This is a genomic window from Streptomyces sp. NBC_00576 (assembly GCF_036345175.1).
GTDB lineage: Bacteria > Actinomycetota > Actinomycetes > Streptomycetales > Streptomycetaceae > Streptomyces.
In genome coordinates, this window is sequence record NZ_CP107780.1 from 5,305,731 (window position 1) to 5,323,828 (window position 18,098).

The 18,098-nt window shown below is 66.9% G+C and carries 16 protein-coding genes and 1 pseudogene; 6 read left to right on the plus strand and 11 right to left on the minus strand.

Going from position 1 to position 18,098, the window contains the following annotated elements; translation table 11 throughout:
- Positions 1-36: 36 nt before the first annotated feature.
- Positions 37-2,037: a Stk1 family PASTA domain-containing Ser/Thr kinase gene (gene pknB, locus OG734_RS22750; RefSeq protein ID WP_330289364.1), complete on the plus strand. Its 2,001-nt coding sequence runs from the start codon at positions 37-39 to the stop codon at positions 2,035-2,037.
- 273 nt (positions 2,038-2,310) lie between these two features.
- A complete protein-coding gene (locus tag OG734_RS22755) occupies positions 2,311-2,769 on the plus strand; it encodes a hypothetical protein (RefSeq protein WP_330289365.1) in 459 nt (152 codons plus the stop codon).
- A 243-nt stretch (positions 2,770-3,012) separates the two neighbouring features.
- On the opposite strand, the pseudogene OG734_RS22760 reads toward OG734_RS22755, so the two are convergent.
- Positions 3,013-3,327 (minus strand): annotated as a pseudogene (locus tag OG734_RS22760) (transposase); the annotation flags it as partial.
- A gap of 1,025 nt (positions 3,328-4,352) precedes the next feature.
- Between OG734_RS22760 and OG734_RS22765 the strand changes: the two are divergent.
- Positions 4,353-5,006, plus strand: a complete 654-nt coding sequence (locus tag OG734_RS22765; protein ID WP_330289366.1) for a restriction endonuclease — start codon at positions 4,353-4,355, stop codon at positions 5,004-5,006.
- A 396-nt stretch (positions 5,007-5,402) separates the two neighbouring features.
- Here OG734_RS22765 and OG734_RS22770 read toward each other — a convergent pair whose 3' ends face one another.
- Genes OG734_RS22770 through OG734_RS22795 form a run of 6 tightly spaced genes read right to left on the minus strand, consistent with a single transcriptional unit; the run spans position 5,403 to position 9,965 of the window.
- A complete protein-coding gene (locus OG734_RS22770) occupies positions 5,403-6,152 on the minus strand; it encodes a class E sortase (RefSeq protein WP_330289367.1) in 750 nt (249 codons plus the stop codon).
- 13 nt (positions 6,153-6,165) lie between these two features.
- Positions 6,166-7,566, minus strand: a complete 1,401-nt coding sequence (locus OG734_RS22775; protein WP_330289368.1) for a class E sortase — start codon at positions 7,564-7,566, stop codon at positions 6,166-6,168.
- Entirely contained in the window at positions 7,563-8,201 is a 639-nt protein-coding gene (locus tag OG734_RS22780; RefSeq protein ID WP_330289369.1) for an aminodeoxychorismate/anthranilate synthase component II, read from the minus strand. Before OG734_RS22780 ends, OG734_RS22775 begins: the two co-directional genes overlap by 4 nt.
- Complete coding sequence (locus OG734_RS22785) at positions 8,198-8,380, minus strand: hypothetical protein (protein ID WP_189149527.1); 183 nt, start codon at positions 8,378-8,380, stop codon at positions 8,198-8,200. Before OG734_RS22785 ends, OG734_RS22780 begins: the two co-directional genes overlap by 4 nt.
- Before the next feature lie 44 nt (positions 8,381-8,424).
- Positions 8,425-9,138 carry a class E sortase gene (locus tag OG734_RS22790; RefSeq protein WP_330289370.1) on the minus strand — a complete coding sequence of 238 codons (714 nt, stop codon included), beginning with the start codon at positions 9,136-9,138 and terminating at the stop codon, positions 8,425-8,427.
- A gap of 47 nt (positions 9,139-9,185) precedes the next feature.
- Positions 9,186-9,965 carry a DUF881 domain-containing protein gene (locus OG734_RS22795; protein ID WP_330289371.1) on the minus strand — a complete coding sequence of 260 codons (780 nt, stop codon included), beginning with the start codon at positions 9,963-9,965 and terminating at the stop codon, positions 9,186-9,188.
- 142 nt (positions 9,966-10,107) lie between these two features.
- Between OG734_RS22795 and crgA the strand changes: the two genes are divergently transcribed.
- Entirely contained in the window at positions 10,108-10,362 is a 255-nt protein-coding gene (gene crgA / locus OG734_RS22800; protein WP_006383246.1) for a cell division protein CrgA, read from the plus strand.
- A gap of 309 nt (positions 10,363-10,671) precedes the next feature.
- Here the strand turns inward: crgA and OG734_RS22805 are convergent, their stop codons facing one another.
- Positions 10,672-11,568, minus strand: coding sequence for a rhomboid family intramembrane serine protease (locus tag OG734_RS22805; protein WP_330289372.1), 897 nt, complete (start codon positions 11,566-11,568; stop codon positions 10,672-10,674).
- Between the two features lie 110 nt (positions 11,569-11,678).
- Positions 11,679-12,212, minus strand: coding sequence for a peptidylprolyl isomerase (locus tag OG734_RS22810; protein WP_330289373.1), 534 nt, complete (start codon positions 12,210-12,212; stop codon positions 11,679-11,681).
- Positions 12,213-12,600: 388 nt separating this feature from the next.
- Between OG734_RS22810 and OG734_RS22815 the strand changes: the two genes are divergently transcribed.
- Positions 12,601-13,305, plus strand: coding sequence for a DUF5324 family protein (locus OG734_RS22815; protein WP_330289374.1), 705 nt, complete (start codon positions 12,601-12,603; stop codon positions 13,303-13,305).
- A gap of 174 nt (positions 13,306-13,479) precedes the next feature.
- Here the strand turns inward: OG734_RS22815 and OG734_RS22820 are convergent, their stop codons facing one another.
- Positions 13,480-14,055: a hypothetical protein gene (locus OG734_RS22820; RefSeq protein WP_443064896.1), complete on the minus strand. Its 576-nt coding sequence runs from the start codon at positions 14,053-14,055 to the stop codon at positions 13,480-13,482.
- A 300-nt stretch (positions 14,056-14,355) separates the two neighbouring features.
- On the opposite strand from OG734_RS22820, the gene OG734_RS22825 reads away from it, so the two are divergent.
- On the plus strand, positions 14,356-15,408 hold the full coding sequence (locus OG734_RS22825; RefSeq protein WP_330289375.1) for a helix-turn-helix transcriptional regulator: 1,053 nt from the start codon (positions 14,356-14,358) through the stop codon (positions 15,406-15,408).
- 205 nt (positions 15,409-15,613) lie between these two features.
- Here the strand turns inward: OG734_RS22825 and leuS are convergent, their stop codons facing one another.
- A complete protein-coding gene (gene leuS / locus OG734_RS22830; RefSeq protein ID WP_330289376.1) occupies positions 15,614-18,073 on the minus strand; it encodes a leucine--tRNA ligase in 2,460 nt (819 codons plus the stop codon).
- Positions 18,074-18,098 lie beyond the last annotated feature (25 nt).

The window sequence follows — 18,098 nt, forward strand, 5'->3', positions numbered from 1 at the left end:
GCGGTCGGGACCGACGGAGAGGGCTGGTAGGAAGCTATGGAAGAGCCGCGTCGCCTCGGCGGCCGGTACGAGCTGGGTCACGTGCTCGGCCGTGGTGGCATGGCGGAGGTATACCTCGCGCATGACACCCGCCTGGGCCGCACCGTGGCAGTGAAGACGTTGCGCGCCGACCTCGCGCGCGACCCTTCCTTCCAGGCCCGGTTCCGCCGGGAGGCCCAGTCGGCCGCCTCGCTCAACCATCCCGCGATCGTCGCCGTGTACGACACCGGCGAGGACTACATCGACGGGACGTCCATCCCGTACATCGTGATGGAGTACGTGGACGGCTCCACCCTCCGCGAGCTCCTCCACTCGGGCCGAAAGCTGCTGCCCGAGCGGACGCTGGAGATGACCATCGGGATCCTCCAGGCGTTGGAGTACTCCCACAGAAGCGGCATCGTCCACCGCGACATCAAGCCGGCCAACGTGATGCTCACGCGCAACGGCCAGGTCAAGGTCATGGACTTCGGCATCGCCCGTGCGATGGGCGACTCCGGCATGACGATGACGCAGACCTCGGCGGTCATAGGAACGGCCCAGTACCTGTCGCCGGAACAGGCGAAGGGCGAGCAGGTCGACGCCCGGTCCGACCTGTACTCGTCCGGCTGCCTGCTCTACGAACTCCTGACGGTCCGCCCGCCGTTCATCGGGGACTCCCCGGTCGCCGTTGCGTACCAGCACGTACGGGAAGAACCGCAGCCCCCGTCGGTGTTCGACCCCGAGATCACGCCCGAGATGGACGCCATCGTCCTGAAGGCCCTGGTCAAGGACCCGGATTACCGCTACCAGTCCGCCGACGAGATGCGCCTCGACATCGAGGCCTGCCTCGACGGCCAGCCCGTGGGGGCCACGGCAGCCATGGGCTCGGTCGGCTACGGCGGCTACGGCTACCCCGACGACCAGGCCACCACCGCCCTGCGCTCCGACGCCGGCGCGACCACCATGCTTCCCCCGATGAGCCCGGACGACGGCGGCTACGGCTACGACGACCGCCCCCGACGCCGCCAGCAGAAGAAGTCGAACACCTCGACGATCCTGCTGGCCGTGGCGGGCGCCCTGGTGCTGGTGGGCGCGATCCTGATCGGCAAGTGGGTGTTCGACGGTCAGGCTGTGAACGACAACGCCTTCAAGAACCCGAACTTCGTGAGCCTGACCCAGGACGATGCGAAAAAGGCGGCGGTGAACTCCGACCTGAAGCTGACGTTCACCGAGAAGGCCTGCGAGGACGAGCCCAAGGGCAACATCTGCTCCCAGGTGCCTGTGGCCGGTGCCGACGTGAAGAAGGACGACACGATCGCGCTGGTGTTGTCCACCGGGGCGCCGAAGGTGGTCGTACCGAGCGTGCTCGGCGACAAGGTCGACGACGCCACGAAGGAACTTGAGAGCGACAAGTACCAGCTCGACGTCAAGACGGTGACCAAGGAGTCTCCCGAGGAGCCGGGGAAGGTCCTGGAACAGTCCCTGGACGTCGGCGACGAGGTGGAGAAGGGCACGACGATCACCCTCACCGTCGCCAAGGAGGAAGAGAAGTCGACGGTCCCGGAGGTCATCGGCCAGGACTGTGAGACCGCCAAGCAGCAGATGCAGGTCAACGGCCTCGTCGGCGAGTGCACGGAGATCGACACCAACGACGACAACCAGGTCGGCAAGGTCATCTCGACCTCGCCGCAGGCCAACAGGGAGGCCGACCCCGGGTCCACGGTGATCATCCAGATCGGCAAGAAGGCCGAGCAGCCGAAGACCGAAGTCCCGAACGTCACTCAGAAGACGGTCGGCGAGGCCAGGCAGATCCTGCAGGCGGCGGGCTTCACCAACATCCAGTTCGCCAACGGCAGCGACCAGAGCGACACCGCGCTGGTCATCGCCCAGGATCCGCCGGGCGGCAACGAGGTCGACGATCCGGGCAACACCGAGATCACGCTCCAGACCGTCAACTTCGGCAACGGCAACAACGGCGGAAACAACGGCGACAACGACAACGGCGGCATCTTCGGCTGACCGAAACGACGCTGCCATCGTGTTCAGCCAGGACCCGCAGGCTGGTTCCCCTGTCATCGAAGGCACTCCGTCAACCCGGCAGTGCAGGTCCTCCCACCACTTCGCTGTGGTGGGAGGACCTGCACTCTCTCGGCTGCCTCTCAGCAAAACTGCGTGAGGTACATCACTTTCCAACCAGGTCAGATGTCCGGCATTTCAAGATCATGGATCTTGTCGTTGCGTCGTACACCCGATGGAATGTGATCGTCACTGATCCCATCCCTTGGGGGAATCATGAAGCGCATTGCCTCTGCCGCTCTCACCACGTTCGCGCTCACCGCCGCGACGGTCGTCGCCACGACGGGCACCGCAACGGCTGCTACGGGCCCCAGTTGCAGCGATGCTTACCAGATCGGTAGCACCGGCTACATCACTGTGGACGGAGCGACTGCCGCCTCGGTCAAGCAGTACTACTCGCCGAGCTGCAACAGGAACTACGGCTACGTGTTTGTGTGGCAGAGCTTCCGCGACGCGCACGCGCACTGGTTCGCCTCGGCCGGCGTCTCGACGACGAGCGACAACATCAACCACGCCAGTCAGGGCGATAACAACGTCACGGAGATCTGGTCGGGCGCCGCCAGTACCGCAAGTGCGTGTACGGTCGGATACGGCTTCCTTGACGTGACCAACGCAAACGGCACCTCTTCCTCTGGCAACCACCAGGGGACTGGTTCCAGCAGCGAACGCTGCTGACGCCGCTCGCGACAGATCCGCGGGATCGTTGCAACGCGCGGTGCTTCGATCAGACCGTAAGTAGTCTGGACAACAGGCTCGGCTGGAGTTTCTCAGTCGAGCCTGTTGTGCAAGCAGCTGTCGAGTTCGGCAGCGACCGCGTCCAGGTGGATCGTTCCCGTGCTGACGGCGACCACAGACTGTCCCCGAGCGGCTCACGAGCGCCATCTTCTCCAGTCTCTCGTGGCGCCCCACGGAGCGGCGGGCCTTGACCAGGTCGTCCACGCTGCGGATGGAGACGCCCTGGACGTATGCCTCCATGACGGCCTGGTCGATGCGGCGCCGGCGTTCCAGCAGGCTGGGGAAGAAGCGGTGCGGACCTTTGGGGATCGCCAGGTCCAGGTCACCGGCCTGCGTGGTCAGCACCCTCTCCCGGTGCCCGTTACGGATCATCGTGCGGGCCTCGGAGTGCTCCCCGGGCTCCGCACCGATTGGCGTGGTGGCCTCGGCCTCGATGAGTTCCCGCAGGACCCTCTGGGCCAGGACTCTGATCAACTCGATTCCGTCCGCCGTACGCAGTACCCTCTCGCTTCAACGAGCTTCTCTACTCGGAGAGTTGCGCGATGGACGCCCCGCGGCCAGCGGCTATACGGAGATCGCTGTTACACCACCTGGCGGGACACCATCTCGTGTGCGGGACGTACCTAATGGTTACGCGGCTCATTCGGACACCTCCGCGGGGACCTCGATGACTGGGCTCGCGGCAGGCGGGTCCTCGTCCGCTCCGTCTGTCTCGTCTCCAGCCGGAGCGGGCAAGCGCATGCCTCGGCTCTCCGCTACTCGGAGGGCGTCACTCAGGCACGCGCCGAGTTGCGCAGCCACATACCGCAGCTCGGGCGCTGACGCCTTGGAGTCCTCGATCACTTCCCGGGAGTGAGCAAGTACCTCTTCACCCATGGCGAGTTGGACGGCCTCCATGTCGTCAGCGAGACGGGAGAGATAACCCCCGTGACAGTCCGTACGTAAGAAGCAGGGCTTGCCCTCCGGTGAGGGCCACGGCAAAAGGCGCACCATCGTTGACGCGTTGTCAGAAATGCTTTGGTGTTGCCGTTCTTCATCCGCTCCGTGCGCCACTTCGCGCTCCTCCTCCGGTCGTTGCGTAGGAGCGACCGTATGAGGGAACCGGAACCTGACCCAACGGACATGCACGACAGTGCGCTCATGTACCCGCCTCGTAGGTGGATTGCGTCGTAGCTCCACGGTACGCCGCACGGACCAACTGCGGGCACTCGCAAGGAACCTGCGGGTGAGCACCCGATACTTCGTCTCCGAGTAGCCGCAGAAGAGGGCAACCGACTCCGAAGCAGCTGGACTCCAACGGTCTGTGGGTGCTTCACGGCCCGGAGCGGCCCGAATATCAGGAACTCAACTTGAGTTCCTGATCTGGGAGTTATCTGCAACACCGTAACAACCCGACCTTCGGCCAGGTCGACTGAGCCGTCGCCCGGTTCCCTCATACCGGTGTACGAAATCCGACCACAACTTCATATGTCTGAACTCGTTGGACGGGTGAAGAAAAACCCGACGAGTTGAGGAGACAGAACGTGATCAACGAAGCGGTTCTGCTGGAATCGAAGATTCTACGCGACAGCGCGGTGGGACGCACAGATGTGCTCGACAAGGTCAAAGCTCTGTCACTGCTGCCGGACGGGATGCACGTGACGACAGCAATGGTGGCGGTGTACTTCGAGGTGGGCGTCGAAGCCATCAAGTCGCTCGTCAAGGACCACCGAGCCGAGTTGGAGGGCAACGGCTATCGTCTGCTGGTCGGCGAAGAACTGAGGTCCTTCAAGGACCTCAGTCGGATTCAGTCACGCACCCGCTCTCTCGCTCTCTTCTCCCGCCGAGCCGTCCTGAACGTCGCCATGCTGCTCCGGGACAGCGAAGTCGCACGTCAGGTGCGTGTGTACCTGCTCGACATGGAGTACCTGGTGCGCACCCGACCTGTGGACAACCCTGTCCGTACAGGCACGTTCTCCCTCGCCGACCACATCGCCCAGCGCATCGACCAACGGATCACCCACGTCCTCGCCCACACCGTCGTGCCGATGTTCAACGCCCTGATCGAGACGTCGGGCGAGCACAAGAGGGAGTTGGTCGCGCTGCGGACAGGCGTCCAGCACATCGAGCGGCGGCTCCGGCAGCATCACGCACGGCTGCGGAGGCTTGAGACCGCGAGGTACGAAAAGGGCCGGTAGAGATCTGAGTTGCTGGAACAACCCAGCCGCGCCGTCTCACTACAGAAAGTTAGCGAGACACCCTGTCGCGCTAACCAAGAGGTTATCCACAGCCAGGGGACCAGCGAGGCCCGAAGCCGCAAGGGAAAGTTGCGGCTTCGGGCCTTCGTCATGCTAACGACAGACACCCTGGATCGCGTCCCGCCAGGTGGTGTAGCCGATCAAGTACTCGGAATGCGCAGGTCATCGCGGCATTGACGCGGTTCAGGGCCGACAAGGCAATGACGGCAGGTCAGCCGTGCGCGACGCGGGAGCCGTTGCCCATCAGGTGGCCGAACGCGCGGTTTACCGGAACGCGTCGAGCAAGGTCGCTTACACCACGAGGCGGGACACGACCACACCCTGCAAGGGAGTCTGTCAGCGCAGTTCCTCAGGCACCGTCCGCTTGGAGTCCACCTTCTCCACCCGCACCAGCTCCCCCCACACGATGTACCGGTACTCCGACGTGAACACCGGTGTGCAGGTCGTCAGGGTGATGTAGCGGCCGGGTTTCCGCTTTCCCGACTCCTTCGGGATCTGGGACAGGACCTGGACGTTGTACTTCGAGGTCTCCGGGAGGGTCTCGTAGACCTTGTAGACGTACCAGTCCGTCTTCGTCTCGAAGACGATCGGGTCGCCCTTCTTCAGCTTGTCGATGTTGTGGAACTTGGCGCCGTGGCCGTCCCGGTGGGCCGCCAGCGTGAAATTGCCCTGCTTGGCCTGGGGAAGCGCCGACTTGATGGGGTCCATGTAGTAGCCCGCGACGCCGTCGTTCAGGACCTTCGACGACGTGCCCTTCTTGACCAGGACCTCGCCGCTCCTCATCGCCGGGACGTGCAGGAAGCCGATGCCGTCCCTGGTGTCCAGAGCGCCGGGGCCCGTGTCCGCGTCGGCCCAGTGATCACGTACCTGATCACCCTGTTTGCTCGCCTCGCGGTCCGCGACGACGTTCGTCCACCAGAGCGAATACGCGACGAACAGGCCCAGCACCAGGCCCGCCGTGATGAGGAGTTCGCCGAAAAGGCTCACCGCGGTGGCCACTTTGCCGCCCCTCCTCCGCGGGTGGGCCTGCGACGGGGAAACCGGGGCGTCGGCGGTCTGCTCGTCGTGGTCCGTCGTCGCTGCCACTCTTCATCTGCCCTTACTGCACGAGCGCATCCGGCTTTCCCTTGCTGCGCGGCCGTTCCTCGACCATCTTGCCCCACACGATCATCCGGTACTTGCTCGTGAACTCCGGCGTACACGTCGTGAGGGTGATGTAGCGGCCCGGCCCGGTGAAACCCGAGCCGTTCGGAATCGGGTTCAGCACGCTCGTGTTGCTCGGCGACGTGACCGGCAGGATCGCCTCCATCTTGTAGACGTAGTACTTGTCCTGCGTCTCGACGACGATCGCGTCGCCCTTCTTCAGCCGGTTGATGTACCGGAACGGCTCCCCGTGCGTGTTGCGGTGGCCCGCGAGCCCGAAGTTGCCGGTCGCGTCACCCGGCATCGCCGTCTTCAGACTGTCCTCCGCGTAGTGGCCGACCATGCCCCGGTCCAGCACCTTCTTCTTGCTGGTGCCCTCCGCGATCGGCACCACCACGTCCAGCTTGGGGATGTCCAGGATCGCGAAGCCCTGCCCCGGCTCGAACACCCCCGGCGCGCGCTTCCCGCTCGCCCAGTCGTCCTGGAGGCTGCTCGCCTCGTTCCCGGCTTGCGCGTGCGCCCGGACGTTCGTCCACCACAGCTGGTAGGTCACGAACAGCAGCATCAGTACACCGGTGGTGATGAACACCTCACCGATCGCACGGCTCGCCATCACCGCCATGCCCGGCTTCTGCGCCCGGGCGGCCTGCCGCGCCGCCACCCGCGAGAGGGGCGCTCCGATCGCCCCGGACTCGGCGGTCGTGTCCTCCGACGCCTCCTGCGGGCCCCCAGGACGCCCGTGGCGGGCCTTGGCGGCCCTGCGGCGCGCTGCGCGCCCACCGGCCGCAAAAGGGCCCTCAGAGGCGCCTGTGGCCCCTGTGCCGGCCGAGGTCGCGGACGTCCGGGCCTCGTCGCTTATTCGCGGCGCCTCGGGACGCAGATCGGGAGGCAGGTCCGCCAGCCGCAGCGCCACCGTCTCCTGGTCGATGGGCGGGACAACCACGGGAGGAACGGCAGCCGGGGGCGCGGGAGGCGTCACCGGAGAAGCCGCGGGAGGCGCGGGAGGCACCTGCTCGTCGAAAACCCCCACCTGCCAGTCCTGCGCGTACCCCCGCGAGTCGTACCCGGACTCGGGTCCGGGGTCCCGGTGCTCCGCCGCCCCGCGCTCGGCCGAGGCGTCGTAGGGCCGCGCATGACTGCTCCGCCTCCGCCGCCCCCGCCCGCGGGCCGGCGGCGGAGGCGGTTCGTTGCGCTGCCCCGGCAACGGGTCGCTCAGCGGGTCCACCAGGCCGTCCACCGCCGCCTCGAACGCGCCCGGCGCCTCGTACGGCTGCTGCTGCCCGTACGAGGTTTCCTGGTCGCCGGTGTCTCCGCCGTACGCGGAGCCGGACTCGCGCTCGGGGCGCAGGGCGGTCACGCCGTGGCCCTGCCCACCACCGGGGCGAGCCCCACCGACCTCGCCACAGCACCCCGGTCACCGCACTCCACCAGCCAGTTGGCCAGCATCAGGTGACCGTGCTCCGTCAGCACCGACTCGGGGTGGAACTGCACACCCTCGACCGGGAGTTCGCGGTGTCGGAGGCCCATGATGATGCCGTCGTGCGTACGGGCGGTCACTTCGAGCTCGGCCGGGACCGTCTCCGGCTCCGCCGCCAGGGAGTGGTAGCGGGTCGCCGTGAAAGGGCTCGGCAGGCCCGCGAAGACGCCCCTGCCCTCGTGTTCCACGAGGGATGTCTTTCCATGCAGCAGCTCGGGGGCACGGTCCACCACACCGCCGTACGCCACCTGCATCGACTGCATGCCCAGGCACACGCCGAAGACGGGGACGCCCGTCGCCGCGCAGTGGCGGACCATCTCGATGCAGACGCCGGCCTCCTCCGGTGTACCCGGGCCCGGCGACAGCAGCACACCGTCGAAGCCGTCCTGCGCGTGCGCCGTCGACACCTCGTCGTTGCGCAGCACCTCGCACTCGGCGCCCAGCTGGTACAGGTACTGGACCAGGTTGAAGACGAAGCTGTCGTAGTTGTCGACGACGAGAATCCGTGCGCTCACTGGTCGTTCACCGTCACATCGTTGAAGGGGAGAAGAGGCTCGGCCCACGGGAAGACGTACTGGAAGAGCACGTAGACAACCGCCAGCGCCAGCACGAGGGAGAACAACGCCTTCACCCACGCGTTCCCTGGCAGATGCCGCCAGATCCAGCCGTACATGCCGTCCCTTCCGTCGCCCACGGCACCCGCCTCGCGGCACCGGACTCACGCCGTACCTCACCAGATTAACGGCGCAGCGCCGCAGGTTTCCCGGCCTCCACAGGCTGTGTGGAGTCCAGGTGCGCCCAGACGATCAGCCGATGGCTGTGTCCCCACTCCGGATCGCACGTGGTCAGCGTGAGATAACGACCCGAACGCGTGTACCCGCTCTTACGTGGCACAGGATCGATCACCTCAATGTCCGTGGGCACGGTTTTGTAGGGCCCTTTGTCGATCCGATACGTGAACCACGTCGTCCCGTCCGTCAGCACCACCGCATCCCCGCGGCGCAGCCTCGGGAAGTCCTTGAACGGATCGCCGTACGTACGCCGGTGGCCGGCGACCGAGAAGTTGCCCTCCTGGCCGAGCCGCGCGGTGGTGGCGTAGTGGCCGAGGCCCTTCTTCAGGGTGTTCGTTTTCGTGCCTTCGAGCACGGGCTTGTTCCACGTGAAACCAAGCCGCGGGATGTACATGATCGCGAAGGGCCTGCCCGAGGTGTAGGGCCCGGGTGGCTTCGGGTCTGCCGGGTTGGTGGTGCTCGTGGGGGCGGCCGGCGTCTCCGGTGGCTGCGTCACCGTGCCCTTCGACCACTGTTCCTGTAACTGGTCGATCTGGTCGTCCATGACGCTGTCGGCCTTCACGCCCGTCCAGAACAGCACATACACGACGAAGAGCACGATCACCGTGCCCACCGTGACGCACAGTTCGCTGACCGTTCTGATGATCAAGCGCCCCGACACAGGCCCCCCAGCGGTGAGCTACCGGCTGCTTCGGCTGCTGTTTCCAGCTACTCCACAGGCTTCGCGTAGTGCAGGTCCACTGTGCCCGAGTAGCCGGGCAGAGTCACCGTCCCGTCCTCGTCGACCTGCCAGCCGAGCCCGTAGACGTTGACGTACACCATGTAGTTCTGGATCGCTTTGGACGCCGTGAGCGAGCTCCTCAGCTTCTCCGGGTCGCCGATCGCCGTGATCTTGTACGGCGGCGAGTAGACGCGTCCCTGCAGGATCAGGGTGTTGCCCACACAGCGGACCGCGCTGGTGGAGATCAGGCGCTGGTCCATGACCTTGATGCCCTTGGCCCCGCCCTGCCACAGGGCGTTCACCACGGCCTGCAGATCCTGCTGGTGGATGACCAGGTAGTCGGGCTGTGGCTCGGGGTAGCCGGGGAGTTTCGCGGTGGCGTTCGGCGGGGCGTCGTTGAGGGTGACCGTGAGTGCCTCGCCCTTGAGCTTCTGGGTGCCCGCGGCCTTCTCCAGCGCCGCCAGCCTGGCGTCCTCGGCCTCGGTGCTGCCGTCGTCGCGCTCGACGAGCGCCTCGACGTCGTCGCGCAGGGTCGCGTTGGACTCGTCGAGCCGCCCGTTCTTGTGGCTGCGCTCCTGGATGAGGTCCGAGAGCTTCAGCAGAGAGGAGTCCGTGCGGATATTCGTGCCCTTGGCCGTGTCGAAGCTCGTGAAGAAGATCAGCCCGGCGAGGGCGAAGACCCCCACGGTGAGCACCCGCACCGGGCGGAAACGGCGGTTATGGGGAGGACTGGAAGCCGTCCCGGGAGAGTCGGCAGAATTGCTCAACGTACCCTTATCTCCTTCGGCGCCGCGGAAGCACTACGCTAACGGACGCCCGGGGGAGTACTAAGTGTCCCCTTGTACGCTGCTCCGGAGCCCCACCCAGTTCCCTGCGCGGCCACGCAGCGCATCGACAGGAGAGACCCTCGTGCCGAAGTCACGTATCCGCAAGAAGGCCGACTACACGCCGCCGCCCGCCAAGCAGGCGACGGCCATCAAACTGAACAGCCGCGGCTGGGTCGCGCCAGTCATGCTGGCCATGTTCCTCATCGGCCTGGCCTGGATCGTCCTCTTCTATGTGACCGACGGCACGCTGCCGATCGACTCACTGGACAACTGGAACATCGTGGTGGGCTTCGGCTTCATCGCTGCCGGATTCGGTGTCTCCACGCAGTGGAAGTAGGGGCTCTACCCAGGGCTTTCCGCTGAGTTATCCACAGCTGTGATTGATTTTCCACACCCCGCCTGGGGAAAAGACGACGATCTGTGGATAACTCATCGAGAGTTGACGCCGGTACGACTGACACACCGGCATTCGCAAGCCTGTTCGCCCCCTGTCTGACCTGGGAAAACTCCGGTCGGTGACAGGGGGCGCAGCTGTTCTCGCACACTGTGCACAGGTAGCGCCACGGACTGTGGACAACAGGCACTCAGTGACAGGCCATGCCCGGATCGGAGGAGCTGGATGCCAGTTCTTGCCAGTTCGGACGGGCTAGATGAGCTGGCCCGTGCGGATCAGGGTCATGACGACCACCGCGACCAGGACCACCGCGCAGACGCCGTACTGGACCAGGGAGCGCCGCTCGCGCGGGGCGTGGACCATGGCATAGCCGATGACGACGCCGGCGACCAGCCCGCCGATGTGGGCCTGCCAGGCGATGTTGCTCATCCCGAAGGTGAAGATGAGGTTGATCACCAGCAGGGCGAGGATCGGCCGCATGTCGTAGTTGAGGCGGCGCATCAGGACGGCGGTCGCGCCGAAGAGACCGAAGATGGCGCCTGAGGCGCCGAGCGAAGGCTCGTTCTGTGCGGCGATCAGATATGTCAGCGCGCTGCCCGCGAGGCCGGAGACCACGTACAGCGCTAGGTAGCGGGCGCGGCCGAGAGCGGCTTCCAGAGGACCGCCGATCCACCACAGGCTGAGCATGTTGAAGATGATGTGCATGGGACTGGCGTGCAGGAACATCGACGTCAGCAGCCGGTACCACTGTCCCTCCGCGACGCCCTCCACCGAGCCGAGGCTCGGTACGTAGGCGCTGCCGAGGAGTTGGAAGCGATCCGTGAAGCGGTCGCCGACCGCCAGCTGGAGCAGGTAGAGGGCGAGGTTGAGGCCGATCAGGATCTTGGTGAGGAGTCGGGGGTCTGCCGTGATGGTGCCGCCGGCGAGGGTGCGGGGGGTGGTGGCGCTCGGCGCGTGTCCTGTGCCGGAGCCGTTGCGCACGCATTCCGGGCACTGGAAGCCGACGGAGGCGCTGACCATGCACTCGGGACAGATCGGGCGTTCGCAGCGGGTGCAGCGGATGCCTGTCTCGCGGTCCGGGTGGCGGTAGCAGGTGGGCAGGCTCTGGGCGTCCTGCGGGCCCTGTGGGCTGCCTGGCGCCTGATCCATGAGGTCCCCTAAGTCCGTCAATCCGTCGTCGTGTGCAATGCAACGCACCGCCCCGCCCATCCTTACGGATGGGCGGGGCGTTTGGTTCCCTGCGGGAGGGCTCCCGGGTCTCAGCCCTCGCGGGTCTCGACGACGACCGACTCGATGACGACGTCGTTGACCGGGCGGTCGGTGCGCGGGTTGGTCGACGCGGTCGCGATGGCGTCCACGATCTTCTGGCTGGCCGCGTCGGTGACCTCACCGAAGATGCTGTGCTTGCGGGTCAGCCAGTCCGTCGGGGAGACGGTGATGAAGAACTGCGAGCCGTTGGTGCCCGGGCCGGCGTTGGCCATGGCCAGCAGGTACGGCTTGTCGAAGCGGAGGTCCGGGTGGAACTCGTCCTCGAACTGGTAGCCGGGACCACCAGTGCCGTTTCCGAGCGGGTCACCGCCCTGAATCATGAAACCGCTGATCACCCGGTGGAAGACCGTGCCGTCGTAGAGCTTGTCCGTGGACTTCTTGCCCGTCGCCGGGTTGGTCCACTCACGCTCGCCAGTGGCGAGCTCGACGAAGTTCCGGACCGTCTTGGGCGCGTGGTTCGGCAGGAGCCGGACTTCGATGTCGCCGTGATTGGTCTTCAGGGTGGCGTAAAGCTGCTCAGCCACGATCTGCCTTCCGTTGTCCTCTTGTGACTCCCCGATCCTCGCACGGTCCACGCCGTGCGTCGCCCGGCACCCTCCTCCGAGCGAAAATCCGGCACTTCCGCTTGCGCTCCGCCGCTTCGGAGAAAACCGGTCCAGTAGCCACGGGATGGGGGCACGGGGTGGCGATCCGTGGCATTGTCGACGACAAGCTCCCGTTGCCCTGTATTCATCGCTATTGCATGTGATCGTCATCCGCTTCGACATGTGATCGATTCGGTGCCGTCAGCCCCGCGTGACGGCCGTCCATGACCCGGATGCCCGCCCTCGCATGCCTCGCGGCGTATTGCGGGGCATGATCCGTAAAAGCGTGGAGAGTCGAATACCGTACGCCACCGAGGAGGAGGATCCCGTGACCCGCATTGAAAGCGTGCGTGCTGCTACCGGCTCGGCCAAGGACAGCGTGCTGCACGCCGCGGACGTGGTGGCGCCCTACGCCGACACGGCCAAGGACAGGGCTACGCAGTACGCACACGAGGCACGCGTACGGCTTGCGCCCAGGGTGTCCCAGGCTGCGGAGCAGGCCCGTGTCCAGTACGGCGCGCATCTCGTGCCGCGGCTGGAGCAGGCCCGTACGCATGTGCCGCCGAAGGTCGACCATGCCGCCCATGAAGCCGCCGCCCGTACCGCCAAGGCTGCTCGGCAGGCCGCCGACTACACCGCGCCGCGTGTGGAGCGGGCGGTAGCGGCGGCTGGGCCCGTACGAGAGGAGGCCACCGCACGTGGTGCCGCTGCGCTCGCCGCGCTGCGGGGTCAGATCACTCCGAAGGAGATCAAGAAGCTGGCCCGCAAGCACGAGCGGCGGGCCCGGGCCGGCCGGCTCGCCAAGGGGCTGGCCGCGCTGGGCATCCTGGCGGGCGGTGCCTTTGCCGCATGGAAGTGGTGGGACAAGCAGGCCAACCCTGACTGGCTGGTCGAGCCGCCCGCCGCGACCGAGGTCCCGGAGACGGGCCGTCTGACGTCGGTTGACGGCACCGGTCAGTCGGTTCTGGACCCCGAGGTCCAGGCGAAGGAGGCCGAGTCCGAGGCGGGAGAGGACGGCGAGAACCGCCGCTGACGGTTTCCGCGTTGTGTCGTTTTGAGGTTGCTGTGGGGCGGGAGGCCTGAAGGTCTCCCGCCCCACGGTGATGTTTCACGTGAAACGTGACGGGGCGGTATTCATTCGTTCCGGGGGTGGGTGTTTCACGTGAAACACCCGCCGCGCCGGTGTCACCGGTGCTTCTTGACCTCGTCAGGAGACGGCCAGTCGCGGGCTCGTCCTCAGGCCGCCGATGCCCTTCAGGGCCGGTGTCCGGCGGATGGTGCGGTGGACGGGCCTGTTCCGGTCGGCAGAGAAGACGAACAGGCGCAGGATCAGGAAACGGCCTGTGCCGGCGAGGCCGGCGGCGCTGAGGTAGACGACCTGTTCGGTCAGCATGCCGGGCGAGGCCTGGGCCAGCTGCAGGACGAGCATCGCGAGGCAGGTGACGACGTAGGCCGCGGTGGCCGAGCCCGCCGACTGCCAGTGCTGGCGCCATCCGGCGCGCCGGCCGGCCTCGAAGGTGAAGCGGGCGTGGAGTTCGGTGCACAGGATGGTCGAGGCGACCGTGATCAGCGCGTTCGCCAGCACCCAGGGCATCGTCGCGGCGAGCAGCGCCACGGCTCCGCTGGAGAGGAGCCCGACACCACCGCCGCACAGGACGAACCGCGCGAAAGAGGCGAGCGGCCCGGGAGCGGCAGCGGCGCCGGTTGTCCCCGTCGCCACGGCCGCCTCCGTACGCGGCGCCGCCCCGGTCGTCCTGGGCTTCGACGGGAGCAGCGACTTCACGGCGTTTTCCTTCCGGGCGGCGAGCTGTGAACCTCTGTGGATCACGGGGACCAAGTGGGTTCAACGATGCCGTCGCGCGCCGAGGGAAACGATGACGCGTACTCCCGAACCGGGGGTGTAGCCAGCCCCACCTTCAGGGTCCGGGAGGCACTACTAAAGGCGTCTCAAGATTCGATATACCGGGCCCGCGTTCTGTCATGAAAAGGCAAATACCCAGCTCACGCGCTCTCTTCGCATACTTCGCCAGTAGCCCGCGGGATATTGTCGCAAGATCGTTCAGCAACGTCGGGGGACACCATCGTGAGCAGCTATGTCGATACACAGGCAATAGATGCGAAACGGGCCATACCCGCGGACGACGGCACAGACTCGTTGGCGGCACTGACCGGACAGGACAGAACCTGTATCGAGGTGTACCGGCTCGTGATCATGCAACCGCGCTGGGGTGTGTCGGCGATCGCCCAGGAACTCGATGTCGGAGCGTCCGAGGTCCGTGCGGCCCTGAGCAAACTGGCTGATCTCTCCATGCTCGGGCCCGCCGACGAGGCGGACGACGTGGTAGCTGTTCATCCCGAAGTCGGTCTCGCCGCCTACATCCACCGGCGGGAAGTGGAGATCCGCGCCCAGCAGATGGAACTGGCATCCATGCGCGCCGTCACCGCGGATCTGGCCGCCATTTTCGCGGCTCAGCGGACGCGGCACAGCAATGCGGGCCTGGAGCGCCTGGAAGGCGTCAGCAGCGTACGGACACGGCTGTCCGAGCTGTCCCGGCAGGCGACGTCCGAGCTCCTCGCCTTCATGCCGGGCGGAGCTCATAGCCGGGAGGCGCTGGAAGCCAGTCGTCCGCTCGACGAGACGAGCCTGGCCGCGGGTGTGACGCTGCGGACGATCTACCTGGACAGCGTGCGCAACGACCGGGCGACGACTGAGTACGCGCGCTGGCTCTCGGAACTCGGTGGGGAGATCCGGACCGCCCCGTCGCTGCCCCTGCGCATGCTGATCGCCGACCGGTCGGTCGCACTGCTGCCCATCGACCCCGAGGACACCAAGGCCGGTGCCGTTGTCGTCCACGCGCCCGGAGTACTCCTCGCGCTGGTGTCGCTGTTCGACATGGTGTGGGACCGCGCGTCGCCGCTGGGTGTGCAGCGGGCGAACGCGGCGGACGACCCCACCCCGCAGGAAGTCACCCTGCTGAAGCTGCTCGCCCAGGGGCAGACGGACGAAGTCGCCTCGCGCAAGCTGGGCCTGTCGCTGCGTACGACGCGACGGCTGATGGCAAACATCACCGCCAAACTGGGGGCACGCAGCCGCTTCGAGGCCGCGGTCCTCGCCACCCGCGAGGGCTGGCTGTAACTCCGGCCCACGCAACCGAAACCGGGCCCTCGGCCAGTGTGGGCGGGCCGTCTCGGTTCGCTGAAAAGGGACCGTACTGGCAGGCCGTGTGCTGCGACACCTCCGACCTGTTCGGAATCGGGACGGCGTGGCCGACCTGCTGGGCAGAGCAGCCGGCAGGCCGGTGGCACGGGGTCGTGCACCGGCCTGCCTGAGTGGGGTCAGGTCACTTCCGGGGGTCGGCGGTGACGAAGTTGACCAGTTTGGGAGGCTTCGCGATCACTCGTACCACCTGTCGGCCGTCCAGGGCGGTCGCGGCCCGGTCCTTTGCGAGGCGCACCAGTTCGTCTTCGCCGATGTCGGCGCCGACCTCTATCCGGCCCTGCATCCTGCCGTTGACCTGAACCACACAGACTGCGTCCTGCTCCGCGGCAAGGGCCGGGTCCACCTCGGGCCAGCCCGCGCGGGCGACGCTCGGCTCGTGGCCCAGCCGCTCCCACATCTCCTCGGCGGTGTACGGCGCGAAGATCGACAGCATGACCGCCACGGCCTCCACCCCTTCCCGTACCGCCGGGTCAGCGGCACCACCCGCGTCGATGTGCTTACGGAGCGCGTTGGCCAGTTCCATGGTCCGTGCCACGACCACGTTGAACCGGTGCGTCTCCACCAGGTGGGTCGCTTGGGCGACGGTCCGGTGGATCACCCGGCGCAATGCGTCGTCGCCGTCCTCCGGTGCGCTCCCGCGGTCGGATCGCACGTCGTCGGCCAGGCGCAGCGCCCGGGCGAGGAAGCGGGCCGAACCTGCGGGCGACACGTCCGCCCAGTCGATGTCGTCCTCCGGGGGACCGGCGAACACCATGGTCAGGCGTACGGCGTCGACACCGTACTCGGCGATCTGTCCGCCGAGGTCCACCATGTTGCCCTTGGACTTGGACATCGCCGAGCCGTTGAGCAGGACCTGCCCCTGGTTCAGCAGGGACAGGAACGGCTCGGGGAAGTCGACCAGTCCGAGGTCCTGCAACACCTTCGTGAAGAAGCGGGCGTAGAGCAGGTGCAGGATGGCATGCTCCACACCGCCCACGTACTGGGTGACGGGCATCCAGCGGCGGACCGCCTCGGGGTCGAACGGCCCCTCGGTCCAGTCCGGGGAGCAGTACCTGAGGAAGTACCAGGACGAGTCGACGAACGTGTCCATGGTGTCGGTGTCCCGGCGGGCCGGGTCGCCACAGCTCGGACACGGGACGTTGACCCATTCCTCGGCCGCGGCCAGGGGTGAGACGCCGGCCGGCGCGAGGTCGGCGCCCCGCAGGTCCGGCAGCCGGACCGGCAGTTGGTCGTCGGGCACCGGGACCTCACCGCACGAGGCGCAGTGGACGATCGGGATGGGGCAGCCCCAGAACCGCTGCCGGGACACCAGCCAGTCGCGCAACCGGTACTGCACCCCGGCGCCGCCGGCACTCTCACCCTCCAGTTCCGCGAGGACGCGGGCGACGGCTGCCTCCCGGTCCAGCCCGTTCAACGGCCCCGAGTCGACGTAGGGGCCGTCCGCGGCGATCGCCTCCCCGGTGACCGCGGGGTCACCGTCGGCCGCCACCACCGCCCGGACGGGGAGGTCGAACGTGCGCGCGAAGTCGAGGTCGCGCTGGTCGTGTGCGGGTACGGCCATCACCGCGCCGCTGCCGTATCCGGCGAGGACGTAGTCCGACGCCCAGACGGGAATCGGCTCACCGGTGAGCGGATGCAGTGCCGGGACGCCCAGCGGCACTCCGGTCTTCTCCCGTCCAGCCGTGAGACGGTCGATGTCGGACAGCCTCCGGGTCCGCTCCAGATACGCGTCGAAGTCGGCGCGCTGCTCCGGTGCGCACAGTTCGGCGGCGAGCGGCGAGTCGGCGGCGACGACGAGGAAGGTGGCTCCGTACAAGGTCTCGGGACGGGTGGTGAAGACCCGTACGGGGCGTTCCCGGCCCGCCACCCGGAAGTCGATGTGCGCTCCCGGTGAGCGGCCGATCCAGTTGCGCTGCATGGCCAGCACCCGCTCGGGCCAGCCCTCGCGCAGCAGCTCCATGTCGTCCAGCAGCCGGTCGGCGTACGCGGTGATCCGGAAGAACCACTGGGTCAGGTCACGCTTGGTGACCTGGGTGCCGCACCGCTCACAAGCCCCTTGGACCACCTGCTCGTTGGCGAGCACGGTCTGGTCCTTGGGACACCAGTTGACGGACGAGGCCTGGCGGTACGCGAGCCCCTTCTCCCGGAAGCGGAGGAACAGCCACTGCGTCCAGCGGTAGTACTCGGGATCGGAGGTGTGCAGCCGGGTCGACCAGTCGAAGGAGACGCCGTACCGGCGGAACGACTCGGCCTGCGTGTCGATGTTGCTGTACGTCCAGTCCGCCGGATGCTGGTCGCGCTTGATGGCCGCGTTCTCCGCAGGCAACCCGAACGAGTCCCAGCCGACGGGGTGCAGGACGTCGTAGCCGCGCTGCGTCAGGTAGCGGGACACCGCGTCACCGAACGCGAAGGCCTCGGCGTGCCCCATGTGCAAGTCACCGGACGGATAGGCAAACATGTCAAGGACGTATGCCCGCTCGCGGTCCGTGTGGCCGTCGGCGTGAAAGACACCCGACTTCTCCCATACGTCACGCCATTTGTCCTGGATCAACGCGGCGGAGTCCGCCGTATTCTCGCTCATTTTTGCTTTGCCTTTGCGTGATGAA

Coding starts and splice junctions, on each gene's coding strand:
- pknB (WP_330289364.1), top strand. CDS start 37: ATGGAAGAGCCGCGTCGCCTCGGCGGCCGGTACGAGCTGGGTCACGTG.
- OG734_RS22755 (WP_330289365.1), top strand. CDS start 2,311: ATGAAGCGCATTGCCTCTGCCGCTCTCACCACGTTCGCGCTCACCGCC.
- OG734_RS22805 (WP_330289372.1), bottom strand. CDS start 11,568: ATGGATCAGGCGCCAGGCAGCCCACAGGGCCCGCAGGACGCCCAGAGC.
- leuS (WP_330289376.1), bottom strand. CDS start 18,073: ATGAGCGAGAATACGGCGGACTCCGCCGCGTTGATCCAGGACAAATGG.